Below are 24363 nucleotides of genomic sequence, written 5' to 3' on the forward strand. Positions count from 1 at the left end.
AATCTCAGTCTTTTTATTTTGCAGAAAACTGATGTCATAATAGCATTCTTTCTCAAGTTACTTATCATATATTCGGTGAATGGAGGATAGGTAAAATGAGTAATCAAAATGAGTTGAAACGTAATCTCGGATTCTTCTCAGCCATTTCCATTGTCATGGGAACGGTCATCGGAGCAGGTGTCTTCTTCAAAGTATCCAGCGTTGTGGAAGTAACCGGTTCTACGAGTATGGCAATGTTTGTTTGGTTATTAGGCGGACTTGTTACCATCTGTGCAGGATTAACAGCAGCCGAACTGGCAGCAGCAATTCCTGAAACAGGCGGTTTAATCACATATATTGAATATACTTACGGCAGCTTCTGGGGCTATCTATCAGGCTGGGCTCAAGCATTTATATATTTCCCGGCTAATATCGCAGCCTTAGCAATTGTCTTCGCAACACAATTAGTTAATTTATTCCATATGCAAGCGGGTTGGATTGTCCCGTTAGCAATTTTAACAGCATTATCGATTTACTTTATTAACTGCTTAGGTTCTAAAGCAGGCGGCATGCTGCAATCTATTACATTGGTCATTAAGCTGATACCAATTATTTTAATTGTAGTAGTGGGCTTATTCCAAGACAGCAATGTAGACTTTTCATTACTGCCGCTTCAAGCAGGTGAACATCACGGCTTCTTCACTGCCTTAGGTGCAGGGTTGCTTGCTACAATGTTTGCTTATGACGGTTGGATGCACGTCGGTACCATCGCAGGAGAATTGAAGAATCCTAAACGCGATCTGCCAGGTGCCATCACTATCGGCTTAGGTGCAGTCATGATTGTTTATTTACTCATCAATGCAGCATTCTTAATGACCTTGCCGATATCAGAAATCAGCGGCAACTTAAACGCAGCCAGCGAAGCATCAGTTAAAATCTTTGGTAACGGCGGCGGTAAAATCGTCACTATCGGTATCATGGTTTCCGTTTACGGTGCCTTGAACGGCTACTTAATGACCGGAATGCGCGTACCTTATGCTATGGCAGAACGTAACCGCTTACCATTCCGCAACTTCTTCTTGAAATTAACACCAGGACAAGCGCCATGGGCAGCAGGACTCGTTCAACAAATCATTGCATTCGTCATGATGTCACTCGGCGCATTCGATACCATCACAAATATGCTCGTCTTCGTCATCTGGACCTTCTATTCCATGTCCTTCTTGGCAGTTATGATTTTAAGAAAGAGAGAACCAGAGATGGAGCGGCCTTATAGAGTGCCTCTTTACCCGATTATTCCGCTCATTGCATTACTGGCAGGAATCTTCGTATTAATCAACACACTCTTTACACAAACACTCTTGGCAGTTATCGGTATTGTAATTACCTTATTAGGTATTCCAATCTATTTCTATAAAAAGAAACAAGAGGAAAAAGAAGGCATCAAGTAGAGGACTTTCTTGAGTCGGCGCGACAGCCGGCTCTTTTTTTCAAGTGAAAGAAGTTATCTAAAAATTCTAAATATAGCCTAGACCTAAACTGACTTTCTGCCGTACAATAATAAGTATAGTGTCGGTAAAATAGAAAGCCGAAATTCGATTATAAAGGAGTAAGGTACATATGAAAGTAGCAGTAGCTGGTGCCGGAGCGATGGGCGGCCGTGTCGGTACACAAATTCAACAAGCAGGATACGATGTGACATTTATTGATTATTGGGAACCGCATGTAGAAGCGGTGAATGAAAATGGGTTCGAAATCCAAACAGAAACCGAAACGTATCATATTCCTGCGACAATGATTTATCCGCATGAAGTGAAAGAAGCTTATGATTTAGTGATTATCTTAACGAAGGCGATGCGTTCAGAAGAAATGTTGCGCGATTTAAAACAGTATGGCGCGATTAATGAGGATACTTCTGTATTAACACTAATGAACGGTTTAGGGCATGATGAACGCTTTACTAAAATCGTACCGGAAGAACAGGTTTATTTAGCGGTAACTGTATGGACTGCAGGACTCAGAGGGCCGGGCCAATTGTTATTAGAAGGCACAGGTGCCATCGAGTTCCAACGTGTAGACGGAAAGGTAACAGAACGCACGTATGAAATTCAAAAGGTCTTTGAAGCGGCTGGATTGAATGCGACGATTAGTGATAATGTGATGGTTTCTGTCTGGAACAAAGCAGCATTAAATAGTGTGTTGAATCCTTTATGTACGATTCTAGATAAAACAATTGCTGAATTTGCGGAATATGATCAAGCGCATGAAATGATTGTACCGATTATTGAAGAAATTGTGGATGTCGGTACCGCAAGAGGTGTGGACTTGAATTTTGATACGATTGTGAATAAAATCGAGAAAACTTATCCAGTAGAAGCACAAGGATTGCATCATCCTTCAATGCATCAAGATTTATATTCTGGTCGTTTAACTGAAGTGGATTACCTTAATGGTCAAATTGAAGCATATGGCCAAGAATTAAAGATTCCGACACCGAATAATACGATGTTGAAACATTTAGTGCATCAATTAGAAATGAAATATGTTAAAGAATAAAGAGAAATTGTAGAAGCGGGGCAGAGATAATCATTTACTCAATATTATTTCTGTCTCGCTTTGTTAGGTAAACGATTCACAAGCACATTAAATGAACTAATTATAAGTGTGTGTGATAATAATAATCAGAGATGTAAACGTTTTACTTTTTAACAGCTTTATTGCGTGACTGGCAGTTGGCATTACACAACGGTTAGAAACGCACTAATATAAATCAAAGAACTTAAAGGAGGAACTTTAAGCATGAGTGTAAATGTAAGAGATTATACCCAAGATAGTTATGATTTATTTATTAATGGTGAATTTGTACCGAGTGATTCTGGTGAAACACTTGAAGTAACCAATCCTGCAACTGGTGAAGTATTAACGAAAGTAGCGAAAGCAGGAGAGAAGGATGTAGATAAAGCAGTTAAAGCTGCACAAACTGCATTTGACAGCTGGGGTAAAACACCGAAAGAAGAACGTGTTAAATTATTGCGTAAAATCAGTGACAAAATTTTAGAACAAAAAGACCGTCTTGCGATGATTGAAACTTTAAATAATGGTAAACCAATTCGTGAAACATCTACAATTGATATTCCGCTTGCTGCGCGTCACTTTGAATACTTTGCAAGTGTGATTGATACAGATGAAGGTACTGTAAATGATATGAGTGAAAATGTGATGAGTATCGTCCGTCATGAACCTATCGGAGTTGTGGGTGCTGTGGTTGCCTGGAACTTCCCAATGCTATTAGCAGCATGGAAATTAGGACCTGCTTTAGCTGCAGGTAATACAGTGGTAATCCAACCCTCATCATCTACACCGCTAAGCTTGATTGAATTAGCGAAAATCTTCCAAGAAGTATTACCAGATGGTGTGGTCAATGTCTTAACTGGTAAAGGTTCAGAATCAGGTAACGCCATCTTCAATCATGAAGGCGTAGATAAATTATCATTCACTGGTTCTACTGATGTAGGTTATCAAGTTGCTGAAGCTGCAGCCAAACGTATTGTACCGGCTACTTTAGAACTTGGCGGTAAATCAGCCAATATTATCTTAGACGATGCGAATTTAGATGTAGCTGTAGAAGGTATTCAATTAGGTATCTTGTTCAACCAAGGTGAAGTCTGCAGTGCCGGTTCAAGATTATTAGTCCAAGAAGATATCTATGATGAACTCATCAAACGCTTGAAAGATGTCTTCAGTCATCTTAAAGTCGGCGACCCAACTGACGAAAATATTCAAATGGGTTCTCAAACTGGTGAAGCACAAATGAAAAAAATCCAAAGTTATTTAGACTTTGCGAAAGATTCAGGTGCTGACATTTTAACTGGTGGCCACAGAATTACAGATGGCGAATTAAGTAAAGGTTATTTCTTCCAACCGACAATTATTTTAGTGGATAACAATGATAACAAATTAGCACAAGAAGAAATCTTCGGACCTGTCTTAACTGTAATCAAAGTTAAAGACGACGATGAAGCTATCCGCATTGCTAACGATTCTGAATACGGTTTAGCTGGCGGTGTGTTCTCACAAAATATCAACCGTGCTTTAAATATTGCACGTGCAGTACGCACTGGCCGTATGTGGATCAACACTTATAACCAAGTACCGGAAGGTGCTCCATTCGGCGGTTATAAAAAATCAGGTATCGGTAGAGAAACTTATAAAGGCGCATTAAAAAATTATCAACAAGTTAAAAATATCTTTATTGATACAAGCAATAAACCAAAAGGATTATATGAATCAGGACAAAGTGATGTCTTAGATCATGATGATCATAAATTCTAATTTCTAAATGAATGAAATCCCGCTCTCTCAGATGTGGTCTGAGCAGGGCGGGATTTTTTGTTATGGTTTAATTTTTACTTCTACATTCCTTTTCTGATTTTTTACATATAATCATCTAGTTAAAGTAGTATAAACGATTTTAATATAGCAATAAAAAATAACAATATATGAATTATCCCGTTTACTGCCACATTTCATGAGTGTTTAGTTTTTGTAAAGCAACCTGTAATTATTAGAAACACAGAAATATTTCTTTTATAATGATGACCAAATACTTTCGGTGGAAGTTAAATTAAGTGAAAATAATTTGCTAATGTAAAATCGGGTATACAGGAATTAAGAACTTGTATATTTCATTAAAATTCTTAACTTTTAAAAAGGATGGAGTAATAGAATGAGTAAAGTTAGAATGTTAATCCCATGTTTCAACGAAGAGGATGTTATTAATTACACGTATAAAGAGCTGACAAAAGTTTTAGCTGCAGATTCTGAACTCCATCATTACGATTATGACTTGCTCTTCGTAGATGACGGAAGCAAGGATCGCACAATCGATATGATAAAAGAATATAGTCAGCAAGATGAAAAGGTAAAATATATCTCATTCAGCCGTAACTTCGGTAAAGAAGCGGCCATGTTTGCAGGGTTAGAAAATAGCCAAGACGTAGATGCTGTGATAATTTTAGACGGTGATTTACAACATCCGCCTGAACTAATTCCGCAAATGATTGAAAAATATATGGAAAATGACACAGACCAAGTCATTGCAAAACGAAATCGTGATGGGGAAAAAGCTTCACGTAAATTAATGACGAAATGCTATTATAAATTGATCAACCGCTTTGTTGATGTCCCTATTGAAGACGGTGTAGGCGACTTCAGATTACTGAGTCAACGTGCAGTGCGTTCTTTAGTGGAATTAGATGAAGTTCAACGTTTCTCTAAAGGTCTTTTTTCATGGGTTGGTTACCCGACTGAAACGCTTGAATATAACAATCAAGAACGTGCGGCTGGAGATTCGAAGTGGTCTTTCTTTAAACTATTAGATTATGGCGTTGATGGCGTGATTTCATTTAATAATAAACCGCTACGTACTATTTTGTATTTCGGCATGGCCATTTTCGGTATCAGTATTATTTATCTATTGGTAAACTTTGTGATGATACTGATGAATGGTGTCGATTCACCAGGTTATTTCTCCACGATATTTGCTGTGCTGTTCCTAGGCAGTATCCAATTGATTTCCATTGGTGTCATCGGTGAATATATCGGCCGTATTTATTATGAAGTGAAGAATCGTCCTAAGTATTTGCAACAAGACACTAATTTGAACGATAAGGCATCGAGCAGAGATAAGGTTGCGAGTATTCAATCATCGAATCGTGAATACCGCGATAATAGCAAGGTTGAGCCTTTGCATCACGCAATGCGTAAACCTGAAGAACATGTGCCATACCAAGCTAATCGTGAAGATCGCGAAGAATTGGAAAAAGAAGAGAAGGTTAACCAAGCGCGTCGTATTAAAGAAATGAATCTCTAAATAAAGGAAGAAGCGATAAGTGCGTATGCAGACTTATCGCTTCTTTTATGTGCTTTTAAAGGGTTAGGCCCCCTTTTAAGCTACTTTTAGTTCGCAGAAAAGGTGCGCCTCGATGAGAGACGCACCTTTATTATTCCGTAAGGGAAGTAAGGGCTTAGAAGAGTTGTTTGTCTTTAGGGAACACGTCATCGCCTAGTGCGCGTTGTGCTAGGACGTTCAAGTAGTTCCATGGTCGGTCGAAGTCTGGTTGGAAGAAGAAGTCGACTAATGCAAGTTCTTCGAGTGTCCAGCCTGCGTTGACTGCTACTGACAGCGTGTTGATGGATTCTACTAAGTCTTCTGTACTCATAATTTGTCCGCCTAGGATGCGATGTGAATCTTCGTCGAACATGATTTTAAGGTGCACTGTTGTATCGTCTTGACGGAATTTAGGACGTACGGGCACTTCGATATATTTTGCAGCTAGGTTGCCGTCGTAGCTGTCTTTTTCTGTTTCGTGCACGCCTGTTTGGCCGAATTTATAATCGAATAATGCAAGGCCAGATGTGCCTGAAACGCGTGGCATCTTCATGTCTTTGCCTGCCATGTTGCGTGCTGCTACGTAACCTTGGCGACGAGAGTTAGTTGCAAGTGCGATATAGCGGTCTTCGTTGATAGGTGCGAATGGAATAAGTGTAGCGTCACCACTTGCATAGACGTCTTTTTCTGATGTTTCTAAGCGATCGTTGATTTTGATAATGCCTTTTTTGCCGAGTTCGACTTTGCCGTCTAGCCATTTTGTTGCAGGTTTGACGCCGACAGCAAATAATACTGTGTCTGCTTCGTATTCGCCGTCATCTGTGACTACAGCTGTAACGTTATTGTTGTCGTCTGCTTTCAAGGCTTTGACGTTTGCATTGCCTTTGAATTTCAAGCCATGTTCGGCAACGTTTTTCTCTAGAATATCTGTGAATTCTTTATCTAAATAAGTTTTGATGATACGGTCACCGTCATCCATAATTGTTGTATCGATGCCTGCTTTGGTAAAAGCTTCGGCTGCTTCGATACCGATATAACCGCCGCCGACTACAATGGCTTTCTTCGCATTTTGCATGCGTTCTTTGATTTTACCTGCCCATTCTTCACCGCGCATAAATAAAACGTTATTGTAATCGTTGATACCGTCGATTGGTGGTTCGTTTGGTACAGCACCTGGGCTTAAGAATAATTTATCATAAGAGACTTCTGAAGTGTTGCCGTCTTTTTTAACTGTCACAGTTTTATTTTGAGTATCTAAATCCGTTACCGTTGTTTGCAGATGCAAGTTCACGCCTTGTTCTTTTAATGAGTCTGCATCTGCATAATGCAAGGATTGTAATGATGGTGCGACATCTTCTAAATAACTTTGGATACCGCAAGATAAGAATGAAGGTGCATCTGCACTTTCAAATACTTCAATTTCGGCCTCTGGGTCTGATATTAATAAAGTTTCGATTGCAGCATAACCTGCATGTGATGTTCCGACTACTACGTATTTCATAATAGTGAAGTCCTCCTTTGGTTGAGCATTTCCGCTCTTCTTTGTCTATTATAAAAGTCGATTTAATCTATCTTTATATTTTCTTCACATCTATATATTTACCACTCAAGAAGTGTTTTATTCAGTTTAGCTGGGAATAATGGCAGTGTTAATAGAATTGTCAAAAATGAAGTTACAAATGGAGTGCTGGGGTGGTTACGTGTTGTTTGTAATAATTGTTATTACAAATAAGACAGAGTATGCTTAATTTATAACTTTAAATATTACAAATTATGGTTTGGAGGAATTGGATATGAGTAATAATGTTATTATCGTAGGTGGAAATGGTTTCGTAGGTCGAGAATTGACGATGCAATGGGCTAACAGATTCCCAGAAGCTGAAATTTACATTACGAGCCGCGGCGATAGAAAAGAAATTCAAGGTGCTCACGTTCATCATGTACAAGTCGATGTTAATGATGCGCAAAGTTTCGAGAATGCGTTGCATGGTGATGAAGCGGACTATATTGTTACGCTCACTTATGGCAGTCAAGACGCTGTAACTACTGTGCGTGATTTTGCGGAAAAACATCAGTTAAAAGCAATCGGTAATGTCGGTATCGTTAACTTCGGTATTCCTGAGATGGCAGACTTTGTAACTATGAAAAAAGGAGAATTGAAAACCTTGCAAGAAGGCTCAGTACGCGTGGCCAACTATGATGCTACAGTCATTTGGAATAAATATCGTCATGATGAAATCGGCAAAGGTATTAAAAATGGAGAATATGATGAGATGCCTCCTGTGAGCGTAGAAGTTGTAGCCGAGCAATTGATAGATCGCATTACAAAAGCTTGGAAAGCTTAGGTTAGACGGTTGTTACTAAGAGCTAGAGGAGAGTGGGCCGTATGCGTGTGAGTACTCAATTTCCTATTGCTGTTCATGCGTTAATCATGATTGCATACTTTTCAGATATACGTGTAACGAGTGAAATGGTAGCAGAAAGTGTCGGCAAAAATCCCGTAATCATCAGAAATGTTTACAAGAAGTTGAAAGATGCTGATTTATTAGCCGTTCAGCGTGGCGTTGGCACTACAGAACTGGTGCGTCCAGCAGATGAAATTAACTTGTGGGATGTTTATAAAGCCGTGGAAACAGAACAAATTGATGAAATCTTTAAATTTCCAGATACTTTCTCCGGCATTTGCCCAGTGGGGAGTTCGATACGTGAATTATTGACGTTGCATTTGCAAGAAGCCTTTGATGCATTGAAAAAAGAATTGTCAAAGACAACTATTGAAGAATTGCGCTTTGAAATAGAGGCACATCGTGAAAAAGCAATCGACTTTCCAGCTATTGTGCACTGGTATAAAAATCATGGCTTTGATAGCGGATTTGAAGATTTGGAGACGCTTGAAAAACTGGAAAAATAAATATGGTGTGATGTTGAAGTGCGGAGATAGAGGAGCTATCTTCGCACTTTTTATATGCGGTTATGAGATTTTTGGTTGCGGAGTAGCGTAATCTGGACACAAGATTTAGAGAAGTGTCTAGATTCCTCGCTAACAACCGCCCCGTCCCTCATCACATATTAGCGACCGCCCTCAACTTCTCCTCTCAAGATTCAGGTCAGCTCACACCATCCCCCTCGTTCTCCAGGGTTTCTTTTCCCAAATTGCAATGTGATCGGTTTAGAAGCATAATAGGATTAAACATAGAATGAAACGGGGGATTCGATGGCTGAGTTAGTGGCGGAGTTGAAGCATGCGCGTAAGGTGTTCGGCAAGCAGGTGGTGCTGGAGGATATTGCGCTGGAGTTGGAGAAGGGGCAGATTCTGGGGCTGATTGGTCCGAGCGGTTCTGGAAAGACGACGGCGATTAAGTGTCTGCTGGGCATGGAGAAATTGGATGCTGGTGAGGCGCTGGTTTATGGCAAGCGTATGCCGAATCGCAAGGTGCTGAATCATATTGGTTATATGGGGCAAGAACTGGCGCTGTATGAAAATTTGAGTGCGAAAGAGAATTTGAAGTTCTTCGGTAATTTGAAAGGATTGGCTGGAGATAAGTTGGATTCGGAAATTGACGCCTATATGAAATTGGTGGATTTGGAAGGAAAGTTGAAGGATATTATCAATACCTTTTCAGGCGGTATGAAGCGACGACTTTCGCTGGCCATTACATTGTTGGCGCATCCCGATTTGCTGATATTGGATGAACCGACTGTAGGGATTGATCCGAGTTTGCGACAATCGATTTGGCGAGAGTTGCGACAATTGTCCGAAGCGGGCCAGACCATTTTGATGACTACGCATGTGATGGATGAGGCCGAACGCTGTGACAAGGTTGGATTGCTGGTAGATGGTCACATCTTTGCACTGGGCACACCGGCAGAGTTGAAGCAACGTTTCAATGCGGACAGTATTGAAGCAGTATTCCTGAAAGCAGAGGAGGCGAAGGATAATGAGATTTAAAGCGATATTAGTGCGCGTCATTACCGATTTATTCCGCGACAAACGCACACTTGCCCTAATGTTTATCGTCCCTTTGCTGATTCTGACCATCATGTACTTCCTCTTCAACAGCGATACCGACGAACACCTGAAAGTTGGTTTTGCAGACAACGTGCCGAATCGTATCGTCAAAGCCTTGCCGGATGATAAGGCAGACACTTCCAAGTACCAAGATGTCGACTCAATTCAATCCCTTATTGAAAAGAAAGACTTGGATGCGTTCGTGGCGAAAAAAGGAAACCAGCTGGAAGTAACTTACACGAATGAAGATCCGAGCAAAACCAATGCGGTAAAGCAGATGTTAAATGGTGCGTTGCAGAAAACTAAAATGCAAAGTGTCATGACACAAGTAGATAAAATGAAATCGCAAATGGAGAAAATGCCGGGTGCAGCAGGGAAAAATGGCATGCAGGTCTCTGATAAAGGTATATCGTTGAAGGCACATTATTTATATGGGGACGCAGATAGTACATACTTTGATAAAATGTTCCCTATCTTGATGGGATTCTTTGTCTTCTTGTTTGTGTTCTTGATTTCTGGTATTGCACTGCTTAGAGAACGGACAACGGGTACATTGGAGCGTGTATTGGCCACGTCTGTAAAACGGAGCAAGATTGTATTCGGCTATTTAGTGGGATATGGTATTTTCGCGATTATCCAAACATTGATCATCGTGTTGTTCTCGGTGTATTTATTGAAAGTGGAAATGGCCGGTAATCTTGGCTGGGTATTGTTGATTAATATTTTGGTCGCCTTTGCAGCACTGGCGATGGGTTTATTTGTTTCTACATTCGCGAATTCAGAATTCCAAATGCTGCAATTTATACCGATTGTAGTAGTCCCGCAAGTCTTATTCTCCGGCATTATCCCGTTAGATAATGTCAATCGTTGGATTGCAAGTATCGGCTACTTATTCCCATTGCGTTATGCAGGTAATGCGCTCACTGAAATTATGGTGAAAGCAGAAGGTATCAGTCATTTCTGGTTGGATATATGTATTTTATTACTATTCATCCTTATATTTACAGTGTTAAATATTGTAGGATTGAAGCGATATCGAAAAGTTTAATAGATGTTGGGTTGGAGCGAGTTGCGTTAAGTGCAGCTCGCTTTTTTGGGTTTGGGGCAAGGGCGGAGATTAGAAGCGGGGGATAGTTGAGGAGAGGAAGTGCAATATTTGGGGATATTGGCCAAGATGGCGACGAACATGTCCAATAAATGGATATATTGGCCAAGATGGATGTGAACTTGTCCAATAAACGGATATATTGGCCAAGAATTGAGTGAACGTGTCCAATATCTTCTTCCCACCGAAAACTCCTATAATTCCCCATGAAAATCCACCCACATATCTCATACTTATATTAATTTTATTTCTGCTTATAAAATTTTTAAAAGTAATCGAATTTAGAAATGTTAATTTACTCATATAATTGTAATTGATTCATTGACAATGCTTACATGATATTTTAAGGTTTATGTAAACGATTGCATAGTTGTATACAAAGATACAAATAATAGGAAAGCACAATAATATAATTTTAATAGAAGGGGAAACTATGTCGAATAATATTGAAACAACAAGACAGATGATTAAAGATGGCGGTTTATCTATCGGTATCGAGTTTGGTTCAACACGTATTAAGACCGTAGCGATAGATAAAGATTGCCAAACGATTGCTACTGGTTCATTTGAGTGGGAGAACCAATTTTTAAACGGTTATTGGACGTATTCTATCAATGATGTTTGGGTCGGTTTGCAAAAGAGTTATCGCGAAATGGCAGACAAAATAAAAAATGATTTCAATACGACAATTCGCCGCGTGAAATCATTAGGAATCAGTGGAATGATGCATGGTTATTTAGCGTTTGATGAAAAAGATGATTTATTAGTGCCGTTTCGAACATGGCGCAATAATAATGCTAATGAAGCGGCTGGTATCTTAAGTCAAGCATTCGGTGTGAATATTCCAGAACGTTGGAGCATCGCACAACTTTTCCAATCAGCTTTAGAAGATGCTCCGCATACCTCTCAAGTACGCTACATGACTACATTATCAGGTTTTGTTCATTGGTATTTAACAGATGAACGCGTATTAGGAGTTGGAGATGCCTCTGGAATGTTTCCAATCGATCCAGAAACTGGGAGTTTTCGCGAAGATTTATTAGATCAATTTAATACACTTTTTAAAGAAAAAGGATTTAACCAAGATGTTCACCAATTATTGCCTCGTGTCCTGAGCGCCGGCGAAAATGCAGGTTACTTAACAGCAGAAGGTGCGCGATTGATTGATTCAGCAAATGAATTAGAAGCAGGCGCCCCTTTATGTGCACCTGAAGGCGATGCAGCCACAGGTATGGTTGCCACAAATAGTGTAGCACCGCGTACAGGCAACGTTTCAGCTGGAACAAGTATATTTTCAATGATCGTCTTAGATCATCCATTGAAACGTGTTTATCCAGAAGTAGATTTAGTTACAACGCCAGCAGGACATGAAGTGGCGATGATACATGCCAATAATTGCACGTCAGATATTAATGCATGGATAGATTTATTCGCAGAAGTATTAGATGCAATGGGTGCTACTTACACTAAAGACGAATTATTCACACGCATGTTTGAAACAGCATTAACCGGTGACCCTGATTTAGGACGCTTACTATCATACGGTTACGTCTCGGGAGAATTCATTACCGACGTACCCAAAGGATTTCCAATGCTGATTAGAGACGTAGACAGTAAATTCAACTTAGCTAATGTGATGAAGACCCACATTTTCAGCGCCTTCAGCACATTGAAAATCGGAATCGATTTATTGAAACGCAATGAAGGAATGGAAATTGAAAACATGGTTGGTCATGGTGGCATCTTTAAAACAGAACGCGTGGCACAAAGCTTCCTAGCTGCTGCTTTAGAGAGCCCCGTCAGTGTCATGAAGACAGCAAGCGAAGGCGGTGCCTGGGGTATTGCAGTGTTGGCGCGCTATTTGATAGATGTCCAACCCGACTTGACATTAGCAGACTACTTGCAAAAGAAAGCTTTTGGAGAGGGAGCTGCTTTAATAATCGCCCCTAAACCAGAAGATGTAGAAAGCTTCCGAGAGTATATCACGAAATTTGAAGCGGGACTGCCAGTAGAACGCAGTGCAAATGACTATTTGAATTAACGATGAATAACAAAATGGTCGTCCAGGATTACCTGAAGAGTTGGGCGGTATCGTTGTATACTTAGCGTCAGATGCTTCATCATTTGCACAAGGCAGTGTATTCACAATTGATGGCGGTTATACAGCACTATAATAGAAGTTTCCAATTAATATAACCTCGGCAAGAAAAGGAATTGTCCCTTTATCTTGCCGAGGTTTTATTAATATATAGAGTGGTGTCTTATTTGTTTTCTTTACGACGTGCTTGAAGAAGGAATAAGGTACCAGCACTTGCAAATAATGAGCCAGCAAGCATTCCGAATAATACTTGATCTTGTTCACCAGTTTCTGGCAGTTGTTTTTTATTATGTTTAACTTTTAGTTGATTTTTGATTTCGTCTTTAGTAACTTTAGATGCATTTTGATCTTCAGTTTGGCCAGTTATTACTTTAGTATGCGGTGTTGAAGTATGAGTGTCAGAAGTTTGATCATGCTCAGTGCTTTTGTGGTGTCTAGTAGTTCCATGTTCCTTTTTATTTTGTTTAGGATTGCCAGTCTTTAATTGTCCTGTTGTAACTTTATTTTCAGGTATTTTTTTAGCACCTTTTTTCTCTTTTTTAGTTGCTTGTTTAGCATCTAAATCTTTAGCTTCTTTAACAATAGCTGGAATGTCAGCTACAGCAGCTGCTGCAATTTTATTATTAAACGCGTCTTTTTGCTTTTTAGAAAGGTGAGTTAATTGCTTAATTTCAGCTTGGCCTTTTTTAACTTGTTCAGCTGCAACCTTCTTAGCGTTTTCAACTTGTGCTTGTTCAGCACCCGCTTTTTGAGCTAATTCGACTTGAGCGTTAACCGCTTTAGCATCTTTAACAATTGCAGGAATGTCAGCTATAGCAGCTGCTGCAATTTTATTATTGTAAACCGCTTTAGTTTCTTTAGAAATACTAGATAATGCATTTACTTCTGTTTGTGCTTTTTGAACTTGTTCGGCTGCAACTTTTTGAGCATTCTCTATTTGAGCTTGTTCATTAGCAACATTTTGTGCAACACCGACTTGATAGTCTTCAGCTTTAGCATTTTGAACAATGCCAGGAATATTAGCTACGTCAGCTTTGTTGATTTGTGCTTTGTAAGCATTTTTTTTAGCTTTAGATAAATGAGTTAATTGATCTAATTCAGTTTGAGCATTTTTAACTTGTTCTTTTGCAACGTTCTTAGCATTTTCAACTTGAGCATTAGTTGCCTGCTCAACCGCAACCTTTTGAGCTAATTCAGCTTGTTTTTGAACGTTTTGCGCATTTTCTTTTGCTTCTTGTTCAGCGCCAACTTTTTTAGCAAGTTCAACTTGCGCATTGACTGCTTGGGCGTCTTTATCATTAGCTTTTTGAGTTTGTTCTGATTGAGATTTGGTAGGAGTATCTTCTGCATTTGCTACGTGAGCATCGCTTACGAATACTAATGCTCCTATTGAAACTGAAGCGAATCCTGCTGATAATTTTCTAAGTGAAAAGCGTTGTTTATTCTTCATGATGTGTCATCCTCCTGAGGTGTCTGTTGAGGTAAATATACTAACTATAAGTATATGTTTAAGGTATACTTCTATTTTACACAGCGGGTATAGACGTATGATTTCATCATAGAAAATTTTTTAATCGATTTATTGCTCAAAAAATCGGCGGTTATCCACAGGGAATGTCATAATATGTCATTCAATTCCTGAATTCTTTCTTTCAGAGGAATTTTTGCTTAGCCACAGCTTTCCAAGGCCTTCTTTTCCAGAATCAAGCATGGATTCTTAATTAAGTTTCAACCAATGCACTAATTCATCTAAATCTTGCACTGTAATCTTAGGCAGTGTTCCGTTTTTATCAAAAAGGCTTTGGTCGCGATTCACCCATACTGTATCGAAACCGAAATGGGCAGCGCCTGTGACGTCCCAAGTGTTTGATGACACAAAGAGAATTTCTTCGCGTTTGATTTGATAGTATTTCAAGATGAGTGCATAACTTGCAGGGCTGGGCTTATATTGTTTGATACTGTCTGCGCTGATAATCGAGTCCAATTTATTAGAGATGCCTGCATTTTCGATAACTGGGTCTAACATATCCATATTGCCATTTGAAAAGACAGATAAAGTTTTCTGCATCTTGTGTAATTCCTTCAGAGCATCCGGCACTTCTTTATAGGCTTTGAGGTTTAAGTATTCTTCAAAAATCTGATTGGTATCTTGACGGGTGAAAGGGACTTTATGTACTTCAAGAGCGTATTCTAAAGCTTGTTTCGTAATATCATCGAATGTAATGTAGCGTTCCATAACTTGTCGCAAGAAAGTATGTTTGAGTTGTGTATGACGCCATAATGTTGAGACAGATTCACTTTTTTCGCCTGCAAATTCTTCTAATTTATCTTTGACAGACGCAGTATCGAATAATGTTCCATATGCATCAAAGACTATCACTTTATACATTGTACTCACCTCATATCATTAATTGGCTTTATCGTATCACACGGGAATGATTAATAAAAAAGACAACCCTTATTTTAATGAAAAAAGTTGTCTTAAATATTATTAGTAATCGGCAAATAAATGGTTGAGCATATAAGTTTCTTGCAATTTCAGCAGTTGGTGAAAAACTTTGTGGCGCACATCAGCGGGTTCGATGATTCGAATTTGTTTGCAACATGAGAAGCAGAGATTGACAGCATCTTCAGGGCACATTTTGAAGCGAACAATACAGTAACCGTTTATTTGCGGTTTGATTATTTTATGTTCGTAAAAATACTGCATGGATTTATATAATGAAGTGTGCATCTCAAAAGTAATTTCTTGATAATAATTCTGAGAGTGGCGTGGGGTGAAATATTCAGGGCTGAAGGTCAAATCTGTGGTTCCGAGGTCAGTAATCATGGTTTGCTGTTGATAATGATAAACTAAATGAAAAGTAAAACCTTGATAACGAATATACAAAGGTGTGATTTCTTTACCTCCACTCATATATAATTTCTGATGTTGGTTAATCGCTCGGTTGGCGATAGTCAAATTATGGCAAGGTTGAACTTGATTACCGACCTTCAATTTGTTGAGATGATAAAGTAATTCGGGTTCATGATGACTATGAAAGGTCTTAATCAGTAATTTTAAATAGTCAGAGAGTTGGTGTTCAATAACGGGAGTAATCGTTTGTAATAAGGCAATGAGGAAGTAAATTGAAGCGGTATGGTCTTCATTGCTGCTGCTCATGGTGTAAGAAGCGGAACGATGATTGTAGGTAATTTCTTTACGATAACCGTGCCATTCATCTGTATCATATAAAAAGTTGCGGATATTATCGATATCGCGTTGAATCGTACGCGGAGAGACGTTCCATTCTTGAACAAGTTGGTCTTTATTGACCACTTTTTGTTGGATTAAACGTGTATAAATACTAAGTATACGGTGGGATTGTTCCATGAAGATATCATTGCCTCCTGGTGCTTGGTCTGGTTGTTAAGTAGGTAATTAAGTTTATTGCAGGTGGAAAAATAAAAGAGAGAATACAGTCATTATTATATAACAAATTTATGTTAAAAGGTACAATTTATTCATTAAAAATACTGACAATTATATTACTAGGACGCAAGATGCAGTATGCTAAAATGAACTTATACATATAAAACTTTTCAAGCAGGAAGGTGAGGGTATGGCAGATACAAACAAAATAATGATTGAAACAGAAAGATCTCAACTCACATATAATGATTTCAGCAAAAATTTAGAGAAAAATGCAGCCACGATACTGCAATGGTGGGAACAAGCTGCAGAACATCCTAATGAAAGAATAGGTATCAGCGTGGCCGATCCTGCTGATTTTTTAACTGTTTATCGCGCGATTCAAATAGCTGGAAAATTGCCGGTGGTTTTAGATTCTAAATGGACAACCACACAATTTAACGCCATCATAGGACACTACGATATTTCTCATTTAATTACAGATACAAAGCAACCAGCAGTACCCATACCGCAATTAACTCTAACTGAACTGAATAGTCAATATAGTACTGCAGAGCCATGCGCATGCAACACACCTCCTGAAGATTTGTTACATATCGGTTTTACTTCCGGAACAACGGGCATGCCGAAAGCATATTATCGCAACCGGATTTCTTGGGTAGTCAGCTACGAAGCAAATGATGCAATCTTAAAGGGCGCTCCTTCTAGCATTATTGCGCCCGGCCCGCTAGCGCATTCTTTAACACTTTATGCACTGATGTATGCACATCATCATAAGATTCCATGCTATATGCAAACAGATTATCGGCCAGAACAGTTGTTAACACAGCTCCAATCTCATCCAGGTGCAGCCGTTTTCTTAGTGCCCTCGATTCTTGAACATATACTGCAATTTGATGCAGATGCACTTGCGGAGATTAAAGTTACTTTCTTAACTTCAGGCGCTAAACTGGAACCTAGAACTATCGCCCGTTTTCAAGAGAAGCTGCCTAAATCGGAGGTCATTGAATTTTTCGGTACGAGCGAAGCCAGTTTCATTTCCTATCATCAAGTACAAGACTATCAGCCGCATAATGTCGGACAATTATTTAAAGGAGTCCAAATCAAATTGCGAGATGATGAAGGGAACAGAATGACGAATCTTACTGACGTGGGACAACTCTATATTCAGAGTCCCATGGTATTTTCAGGCTATGTCGATGGCCCTCGCATTTCTGAAAAAGACGAGATTGCTACAGGAGACTATGCACGGCTGACCCACACAGGCGATTTGATTTTAGAAGGTTGCGTCAATAATAAATGTATCGTCGGCGGCATGAACGTCTATCCCGAAGAGGTCGAGCGCGTCATTATGCAGTACTTCCCAGTCAAACACGTCATGGTCGCTGCCACTCCGCACTACGAGTTGGGGGAAGTTCTGATTGCTTATTATGAAAGTGATGTACCACTTTCTATCACTGACGTAAAAAAAGAACTGAGAAAGTACCTGGAACGTTATAAAGTACCGATGCGCTGGATTAAGGTACCCCAAATGCAATGGACATCCAGCGGTAAAATTGCACGCAAAGCTATGACAGAAATCTATGGACACTAATATTTCAAAAGGAGCGTGAAAATGATGACAGAAGCAGTGATTATCGAAGCGAAACGTACCCCCATCGGCCGATATGGCGGGATGTTTAAACATCTTGAACCCGAAGACCTGTTGAAGCCGTTGATACAAGAACTGACAAACTTGCACGTCAATATTAAAAATCATATCGATGATGTGATTATTGGCAACACGGTCGGCAACGGCGGGAATATCGCACGCAAAGCCTTACTCCACGCTGATTTGCCCCAACATATCCCGGGCATGACTATCGATCGCCAATGTGGCTCGGGCTTAGAAGCGGTGAATTTAGCTTGTCGTCTAATCCAAAGCGGTGCTGGAGAAATTTATCTGGCTGGCGGTGTAGAATCAGTCAGCCGAGCTCCCTGGAAGATTCAAAAGCCGCAGTCTTTATATGAAAAGAAACCTCCAGAAATTTACGAGCGCGCGCCTTTCACACCAGATAACTATGGTGACCCGAGCATGCTTGAAGCGGCAGAGAATGTGGCACAGATGTATCATATATCACGCGCCCGCCAAGATGACTGGGCAGCACGCAGCCACGCTCGCTATCATGCCCATCAAACAGAAATCGCTCGAGAAATAGTACCTGTGAAAGCACATGGGCAATGGATTGAGGCGGACGAGTCACCTAAACAGAACATGACCGCACAACGTTTAGGGAAATTACGGTCTATTTTTCCGGAAGGGACCGTAACAGTCGGCAATGCTTGTCCGAAAAGTGATGGGGCAGCCCTCGTATTAGTGATGTCGAAGCACAAAGCCTGGACATTAGGATTGTTGCCGAAATTGCGATTCGTGGACAGCGAGGTGTCAGGGGTGAATCCTAAAGTGCTCGGAGTCGGCCCAGTCCCAGCAGCTGAGCATGCATTAGAACGTCAAGGTTGGTCGGTTTCCGATATCGATTTCACAGCCTTTAACGAGGCATTCAGTTCGCAAGTCTTAGCTTCAATGGATCTCTTGAGCCTGCCAGCAGAGAAAGTCAATCCTTATGGCGGTGCTTTGGCAGAAGGTCATCCCTATGGTGCGAGCGGCGCCAATCTGATTGCGCGCTTGGTGACCATCCAAACTTATAACCCGGGAAATAAATTGATGGCCGCAATCGGAATCGGCGGTGGCATGGGAATCGCTAGCCTGTTCGAAAGGGTGGAATAAATGGAGACACTAGAATTTCACTGGACACAAAGCGATGCGCAACGAGATCCCTTTTATCTGACCAAGATTTGGAATCGCTTTGCAACCTTTCAACCCTATCATCATCAAAACCTGCTCCTGCGGAAAAAGAAAATCCGCAAACGTCGTCCGCTGTCTGCCGGGGTATCCTATCATGCAGAGCTGGACTGCCGGAGCAAGCGGGAATTGAAGCACATGACGCATTGCTGCTATCAATTGACAGTTGCCGATACAGCAGGCATCGCTATAGAAATCGTCACTGAATTTGTAGTCATACCGGACGTAGCGAACAAGCGAGATACAGCAGGGGTGCGTGCAGGCGCGTCACAGCGCGAGTCACGCCCACAACCAGCAATAAGCAATCCCCATGCAGTCCACTTAAAGATAGAGTGGCCCCGTGTGCTGCAATATCTAGAAGATGTGGAAGATGATAATCCCGTCCACCCGCAAACCAAGATTGTGCCAGGAGACTATGTTGCAATGTTGATTCTGCAATATTGGGATGGGGCACCAGCTGATTCATTTTCAACAGAGGCTAAGGCCATTACAGAAAGTTATACAGCGATAGACTTGAAGTTTAAACAGCCGATGTATGCAGGAGATACGTTGGTAGGAGAAGCGGAAATTGAAGCGGGTCAATTAACAGTGACAGTTTACAATCAATTCGGCACACCTTGCATGGTCTTCCAATGTCGATAAGTAGTGAGCAGACGAGCGCTCATTTTTGCATAATTTATAGAAGAGTAGAAGTGCACATTCATCAGTGCATACTACTCTTTTTTATTTTGCAAGCGCGTATATTCAATGCAATAAGCATTAATAATCATTGGAATATTAGAAGAAAGCCTATCAATTCAGGCACTTTGCTAGTTTACAATAGCCATAATGAATATATTTTCTAAAAAATGAATAAAATACTTTTTCAAGAAATTTCGGCAATTCAAAAATGTATAAAACTGCGGTATATGCATAAAAACCGCCCAAATTTGTAGTAATTATACAAAATAATGCAATGAATAAATGCAGCAGTGTGAAAATAGCAACAATACTCATGTGATTACATTCACATAAGTAGCTTATGCAAGGCTTACAATGTAGACAAATAGAACAAGGAGGTTTCACAAATGAATGAACATCCAATTAAAGTAAACAGTGAGATCGGAAAATTGAAAACGGTATTACTTAAACGCCCTGGTAAAGAATTAGAAAATTTAGTGCCTGAGTATCTTGGTGAATTGTTATTTGATGATATCCCATACTTGAAAGTAGCACAAGAAGAACATGATAAATTCGCGCAAACATTACGCGATGAAGGTATAGAAGTTGTTTATCTTGAAGACTTGGCAGCTGAAGCGATTGAAGATCCTGAAGTACGCAAACAATTTATTGATGATGTCTTAGCAGAATCAGAAGAAACATTATTAGGTCATGAAGATGCAGTGAAAGCCTTATTCGAAGACTTAGATAATAAAGAATTAGTTGAAAAAGTAATGGCAGGTGTGCGTAAAGAAGAAGTCGAAACAGGACATACACACTTGGTTGAATATGTAGATGATTCTTATCCATTCTACATGAATCCAATGCCTAACTTATATTTCACACGTGACCCGCAAGCATCTATCGGCAATGGTATGACAGTCAATCGTATGTATTGGCCAGCACGCCGTAGAGAATCTATTTTCTTCACATACATCTTGAAACATCATCCACGTTTCAAAGATGCAGATGTGCCGGTATGGTTAGACCGCAACTCACCATACAATATTGAAGGCGGAGATGAACTTGTATTATCTGAAGAAGTCGTAGCGGTAGGTATTTCTGAAAGAACTTCAGCACAAGCCATTGAAAAATTAGCACGTCAAATCTTTGCGAACCCAGAATCTAAAATTAAAAAAATCGTAGCGATTGAAATTGCGAATACACGTGCATTCATGCATTTAGACACAGTCTTCACAATGATTGATTACGATAAATTTACTATCCACTCAGCAATCGAGAAAAAAGGTGACGATATGAATATCTTCACTATCGAACCAAGTGACGATGGCAAAGATATTAAAATTACTAAAACTTCTAACTTAAAAGAAACATTAAAAGATGCCTTAGGTTTGGATGACATTACATTCATTCCGACTGGTGATGGTGACCGTATTGTAGGACCACGTGAACAATGGAATGACGGTTCAAATACTTTAACAATCCGTCCAGGAGTAGTAGTCACTTACGACCGCAACTATGTATCTAACCAATTATTACGCGATAACGGCATCAAAGTTATTGAGATTACAGGTAGTGAATTGGTTCGCGGAAGAGGGGGCCCTCGTTGCATGAGCCAACCTTTATACCGCGAAGATATCTAATTTCAAAGTGATGACGAGGCTTTAAGTGAAATGGATTGCAGCAATAGAGGTAGTTCGAAGTCTTTGCTTAAAGTCTGGTTATCTATTATCAATACTGCTTTGAAAAAATAAATCTATTACGACAACAGTCGCAGAATAGCCCGTGTATTGAAGAAGACCGCACGAAAAAACTATTAAAGCAGTATGCGTCAAAAACTGAATAAATTGACAACACATGCTTAGGGACGAAAAAGCAGTAAGACTCTAAGTATTAAAGGAGTTTTGAAAATGAGCGAACAATTAGAACAAAATAAACTCAGTAAAACAGCTTTAATCGGTTTGGTCATTGGTTCCATGATCGGCGGCGGTGCCTTCAACATACTTTCAGACATGGGCGGCAATGCTGGTGGATTAGCAATCATCATCGGTTGGATTATTACAGCTATCGGTATGATTTCTTTAGCCTTTGTATTCCAAAACTTAACAAATAAACGTCCTGATTTAGATGGTGGGATTTATAGTTACGCCCGTGCAGGTTTCGGTGACTTCGTCGGTTTCTCCAGTGCATGGGGATATTGGTTTGCTGCCTTCTTAGGCAACGTAGCTTATGCGACTTTACTGATGTCAGCAGTCGGCAACTTCTTCCCGATATTTAAAGGTGGTAACACACTTCCTAGTATTATCGTAGCCTCCATCTTGCTATGGGGTGTGCACTTCTTGATTTTACGCGGTGTTGAAACAGCTGCTTTAATCAATAGTATTGTAACAGTTGCTAAATTAATTCCGATTTTCTTGGCTATCGTTTGTATGTTGGTAGCATTCCATTTTGACACTTTTATGGCAGGATTTGCTGGAATGAAAGGCAACATTGCTTTACCGCTTAACTTTTCAAATATTATGGAACAAGTAAAAAGTACCATGTTAATTACAGTGTGGGTCTTTACAGGTATAGAAGGTGCTGTCGTCTTCTCTGGCCGTGCTAAAACGAAAAAAGACGTCGGAACAGCTACAGTCATCGGACTCTTGTTAGTATTAGTGATTTACTTCTTATTAACTGTACTCGCACAAGGTGTCATTGCACAAGGTCATATTTCACAATTAGATCAGCCTTCAATGGCCAGCTTACTTGCACATATTGTAGGACCTTGGGGCTCAACAGTAGTTAATATCGGTTTAATTATCTCAGTACTCGGTGCTTGGTTAGGTTGGACATTGTTAGCAGGGGAATTACCATTTGTAGTAGCTAAAGACAAAATGTTCCCTAAATGGTTTGCTAAACAAAACGTCAACGGCGCACCTGTCAATTCATTATTAATTACTAACATCTTAGTACAATTATTCTTAATCAGTATGTTATTTACAGAAAGTGCTTATCAGTTTGCATTCTCACTCGCATCAAGTGCCATCTTAATTCCATATGCATTCAGTGCTTTCTACCAACTTAAATATACGATTCAAGAAGATCGCAAAGCACATGTGCAATTAGTCATCGGTATTATTTCATCAATCTATGCAATATGGCTCATTTACGCAGCAGGCGTGGACTACTTGTTGTTGACAATGCTGCTTTATATTCCGGGACTCTTTGTGTATCACCGTGTGCAAAAAAACAACCAACGAAAATTCATTAAACGCGACTACATCTTAATGGGATTCATTATCCTCTTCGCGATTATCGGTATCATCCGCTTAGCTACAGGTGCAGTCAACGTCTTCTAGCAATAAAGTTATAAATAGAATTTTTACTAACCAGGGCGAAGACATCTATATCAATTGAGCAAATTCATATGTAAACACAGTGGTTGCTTAACCCCCGAAGCCCTAACAAATACGCTTTGGGGGTTTCATTATGGCATTCAGAAACAGCGAGCACCTTTTAATTCCGAGAATTGCAATTGATTATGATACAATTAATTTGTTGTAATAATAATCATATATTGAACACATCATCAATTTAACGAATTACTTTAATTATATAAAATTTAGTGAAAACAGATGAGCAATCATATTCATTTTTAAAAAAGACGAGAGAAATGAGGTGATGGTGTATGAGCAGGACAACTGAGACCTTTCAGTCCTCAATTCAAGAATTATCCAAAATGTTAGAAGTGCCGTCAGGATTGATTGTTCCGCACCTTTCTGAAATTTACGTTCGGAATTATGAAAAGGGACAAGTCATTTACTATCAAGGATCAGAAGCGGACAGCATCTATTTATTAATAGAAGGTTATGTATCGCGAGAACGTTTGAACGAAAATGGTGATGACTATTTAATGCTGAACCGCGGCCACACATTATTTCCAATCAGCCATCTTTTTGAACAAGAACATTATGAAGAATCTTGTACCGCGTTGACTGATGCACTCATTGTTCGTGTACCTAAAAATTTGATTGAATACTTGAGCAAGAATAATGAAGACACCTTCGTTAAAATCTTTACCTTGTTGCGCCAAGAACAGCAAATCAGCATTAATCGCAACATGGCCTTGATGGGGCGCAACGCCGAACAGAAAGTCATCAACACCTTGCGCATACTAGGTGAGACCATCGGCAACGACCAAGGCGCCTATTACGAAATCGACAAAGTGATGACCGTAACTCTGTTAAGCGCATTAGCAGGCGTCTCCAGAGAAAAGGCCAGCCATGTCGTGCGCGGCCTCAGCAACAATAACTTAGTCTTGAAAAACTATCAAACTTGGACCATCAGCAAGTCCATCTAATATACAAAATGAGCAGTCGCCATCAA

General features: G+C 39.8%; 19 protein-coding genes and 1 pseudogene. 16 read left to right on the forward strand and 4 right to left on the reverse strand.

All coding sequences use genetic code 11. The features are described 5' to 3' along the window. Positions 1–95: 95 nt before the first annotated feature. From CNQ82_RS03025 to CNQ82_RS03040, 4 genes are all read left to right on the forward strand, one after another. Positions 96–1430: an APC family permease gene (locus CNQ82_RS03025; protein WP_123144032.1), complete on the forward strand. Its 1335-nt coding sequence runs from the start codon at positions 96–98 to the stop codon at positions 1428–1430. Positions 1431–1599: 169 nt separating this feature from the next. After that, a complete protein-coding gene (locus CNQ82_RS03030; RefSeq protein ID WP_123144033.1) occupies positions 1600–2535 on the forward strand; it encodes a ketopantoate reductase family protein in 936 nt (311 codons plus the stop codon). 243 nt (positions 2536–2778) lie between these two features. Further along, the gene (locus tag CNQ82_RS03035) at positions 2779–4311 is read left to right on the forward strand and encodes an aldehyde dehydrogenase family protein (protein WP_123144034.1); all 1533 of its coding nucleotides are present in this window, start codon (positions 2779–2781) and stop codon (positions 4309–4311) included. Positions 4312–4705: 394 nt separating this feature from the next. Beyond that, a complete protein-coding gene (locus CNQ82_RS03040) occupies positions 4706–5851 on the forward strand; it encodes a glycosyltransferase (protein WP_123144035.1) in 1146 nt (381 codons plus the stop codon). A 154-nt stretch (positions 5852–6005) separates the two neighbouring features. Here CNQ82_RS03040 and CNQ82_RS03045 read toward each other — a convergent pair whose 3' ends face one another. After that, positions 6006–7370, reverse strand: coding sequence for an FAD-dependent oxidoreductase (locus tag CNQ82_RS03045; RefSeq protein WP_123144036.1), 1365 nt, complete (start codon positions 7368–7370; stop codon positions 6006–6008). 292 nt (positions 7371–7662) lie between these two features. Between CNQ82_RS03045 and CNQ82_RS03050 the strand changes: the two genes are divergently transcribed. The 6 genes and pseudogenes from CNQ82_RS03050 to CNQ82_RS03075 form a co-directional block, all read left to right on the forward strand. Beyond that, a complete protein-coding gene (locus CNQ82_RS03050; protein WP_123144037.1) occupies positions 7663–8214 on the forward strand; it encodes an NAD-dependent epimerase/dehydratase family protein in 552 nt (183 codons plus the stop codon). A 41-nt stretch (positions 8215–8255) separates the two neighbouring features. Beyond that, positions 8256–8780, forward strand: a complete 525-nt coding sequence (locus CNQ82_RS03055) for an Rrf2 family transcriptional regulator (protein WP_123144038.1) — start codon at positions 8256–8258, stop codon at positions 8778–8780. A 303-nt stretch (positions 8781–9083) separates the two neighbouring features. Continuing rightward, positions 9084–9818 (forward strand): ABC transporter ATP-binding protein, encoded by a 735-nt coding sequence (locus CNQ82_RS03060; protein WP_123144039.1) that lies wholly within the window; start codon positions 9084–9086, stop codon positions 9816–9818. Further along, positions 9808–10926, forward strand: a complete 1119-nt coding sequence (locus CNQ82_RS03065; RefSeq protein WP_123144040.1) for an ABC transporter permease — start codon at positions 9808–9810, stop codon at positions 10924–10926. Before CNQ82_RS03060 ends, CNQ82_RS03065 begins: the two co-directional genes overlap by 11 nt. Positions 10927–11416: 490 nt before the next feature. Next, positions 11417–13024 (forward strand): xylulokinase, encoded by a 1608-nt coding sequence (locus CNQ82_RS03070; RefSeq protein WP_123144041.1) that lies wholly within the window; start codon positions 11417–11419, stop codon positions 13022–13024. 19 nt (positions 13025–13043) lie between these two features. Continuing rightward, positions 13044–13157: pseudogene (locus CNQ82_RS03075) on the forward strand (SDR family oxidoreductase); the annotation flags it as partial. Between the two features lie 87 nt (positions 13158–13244). Here CNQ82_RS03075 and CNQ82_RS03080 read toward each other — a convergent pair. The 3 genes from CNQ82_RS03080 to CNQ82_RS03090 form a co-directional block, all read right to left on the reverse strand. Further along, on the reverse strand, positions 13245–14531 hold the full coding sequence (locus CNQ82_RS03080; RefSeq protein WP_123144042.1) for a YSIRK-type signal peptide-containing protein: 1287 nt from the start codon (positions 14529–14531) through the stop codon (positions 13245–13247). Between the two features lie 267 nt (positions 14532–14798). Continuing rightward, positions 14799–15470 carry a haloacid dehalogenase type II gene (locus tag CNQ82_RS03085; RefSeq protein ID WP_123144043.1) on the reverse strand — a complete coding sequence of 224 codons (672 nt, stop codon included), beginning with the start codon at positions 15468–15470 and terminating at the stop codon, positions 14799–14801. A gap of 102 nt (positions 15471–15572) precedes the next feature. Next, a complete protein-coding gene (locus CNQ82_RS03090) occupies positions 15573–16454 on the reverse strand; it encodes a helix-turn-helix transcriptional regulator (protein WP_123144044.1) in 882 nt (293 codons plus the stop codon). A 229-nt stretch (positions 16455–16683) separates the two neighbouring features. Here CNQ82_RS03090 and CNQ82_RS03095 point away from each other — a divergent pair, with 229 nt between their 5' ends. From CNQ82_RS03095 to CNQ82_RS03120, 6 genes are all read left to right on the forward strand, one after another. Continuing rightward, a complete protein-coding gene (locus CNQ82_RS03095; protein ID WP_123144045.1) occupies positions 16684–18087 on the forward strand; it encodes an AMP-binding protein in 1404 nt (467 codons plus the stop codon). A gap of 24 nt (positions 18088–18111) precedes the next feature. Then, positions 18112–19260 carry a thiolase family protein gene (locus CNQ82_RS03100; RefSeq protein WP_123145629.1) on the forward strand — a complete coding sequence of 383 codons (1149 nt, stop codon included), beginning with the start codon at positions 18112–18114 and terminating at the stop codon, positions 19258–19260. 234 nt (positions 19261–19494) lie between these two features. After that, a complete protein-coding gene (locus CNQ82_RS03105) occupies positions 19495–19977 on the forward strand; it encodes a hotdog family protein (protein WP_164711936.1) in 483 nt (160 codons plus the stop codon). Between the two features lie 425 nt (positions 19978–20402). Beyond that, a complete protein-coding gene (gene arcA, locus CNQ82_RS03110; RefSeq protein ID WP_095103361.1) occupies positions 20403–21638 on the forward strand; it encodes an arginine deiminase in 1236 nt (411 codons plus the stop codon). Positions 21639–21905: 267 nt separating this feature from the next. After that, the gene (gene arcD / locus CNQ82_RS03115) at positions 21906–23336 is read left to right on the forward strand and encodes an arginine-ornithine antiporter (protein ID WP_123144047.1); all 1431 of its coding nucleotides are present in this window, start codon (positions 21906–21908) and stop codon (positions 23334–23336) included. A 329-nt stretch (positions 23337–23665) separates the two neighbouring features. Next, positions 23666–24337 carry a Crp/Fnr family transcriptional regulator gene (locus tag CNQ82_RS03120; protein ID WP_123144048.1) on the forward strand — a complete coding sequence of 224 codons (672 nt, stop codon included), beginning with the start codon at positions 23666–23668 and terminating at the stop codon, positions 24335–24337. Positions 24338–24363 lie beyond the last annotated feature (26 nt).

Origin of the sequence: Staphylococcus debuckii (assembly GCF_003718735.1) — a bacterium.
Classification (GTDB): Bacteria; Bacillota; Bacilli; order Staphylococcales; family Staphylococcaceae; genus Staphylococcus; species Staphylococcus debuckii.

Bases quoted from the DNA above. Each gene is read 5' to 3' on its own strand.
- arcD (WP_123144047.1), top strand. From the start codon at position 21,906: ATGAGCGAACAATTAGAACAAAATAAACTCAGTAAAACAGCTTTAATC.
- CNQ82_RS03060 (WP_123144039.1), top strand. From the start codon at position 9,084: ATGGCTGAGTTAGTGGCGGAGTTGAAGCATGCGCGTAAGGTGTTCGGC.
- CNQ82_RS03085 (WP_123144043.1), bottom strand. From the start codon at position 15,470: ATGTATAAAGTGATAGTCTTTGATGCATATGGAACATTATTCGATACT.
- CNQ82_RS03065 (WP_123144040.1), top strand. From the start codon at position 9,808: ATGAGATTTAAAGCGATATTAGTGCGCGTCATTACCGATTTATTCCGC.
- CNQ82_RS03030 (WP_123144033.1), top strand. From the start codon at position 1,600: ATGAAAGTAGCAGTAGCTGGTGCCGGAGCGATGGGCGGCCGTGTCGGT.
- CNQ82_RS03025 (WP_123144032.1), top strand. From the start codon at position 96: ATGAGTAATCAAAATGAGTTGAAACGTAATCTCGGATTCTTCTCAGCC.
- CNQ82_RS03070 (WP_123144041.1), top strand. From the start codon at position 11,417: ATGTCGAATAATATTGAAACAACAAGACAGATGATTAAAGATGGCGGT.
- CNQ82_RS03040 (WP_123144035.1), top strand. From the start codon at position 4,706: ATGAGTAAAGTTAGAATGTTAATCCCATGTTTCAACGAAGAGGATGTT.
- arcA (WP_095103361.1), top strand. From the start codon at position 20,403: ATGAATGAACATCCAATTAAAGTAAACAGTGAGATCGGAAAATTGAAA.
- CNQ82_RS03080 (WP_123144042.1), bottom strand. From the start codon at position 14,531: ATGAAGAATAAACAACGCTTTTCACTTAGAAAATTATCAGCAGGATTC.
- CNQ82_RS03120 (WP_123144048.1), top strand. From the start codon at position 23,666: ATGAGCAGGACAACTGAGACCTTTCAGTCCTCAATTCAAGAATTATCC.
- CNQ82_RS03045 (WP_123144036.1), bottom strand. From the start codon at position 7,370: ATGAAATACGTAGTAGTCGGAACATCACATGCAGGTTATGCTGCAATC.
- CNQ82_RS03100 (WP_123145629.1), top strand. From the start codon at position 18,112: ATGACAGAAGCAGTGATTATCGAAGCGAAACGTACCCCCATCGGCCGA.
- CNQ82_RS03035 (WP_123144034.1), top strand. From the start codon at position 2,779: ATGAGTGTAAATGTAAGAGATTATACCCAAGATAGTTATGATTTATTT.
- CNQ82_RS03090 (WP_123144044.1), bottom strand. From the start codon at position 16,454: ATGGAACAATCCCACCGTATACTTAGTATTTATACACGTTTAATCCAA.
- CNQ82_RS03055 (WP_123144038.1), top strand. From the start codon at position 8,256: ATGCGTGTGAGTACTCAATTTCCTATTGCTGTTCATGCGTTAATCATG.
- CNQ82_RS03095 (WP_123144045.1), top strand. From the start codon at position 16,684: ATGGCAGATACAAACAAAATAATGATTGAAACAGAAAGATCTCAACTC.
- CNQ82_RS03050 (WP_123144037.1), top strand. From the start codon at position 7,663: ATGAGTAATAATGTTATTATCGTAGGTGGAAATGGTTTCGTAGGTCGA.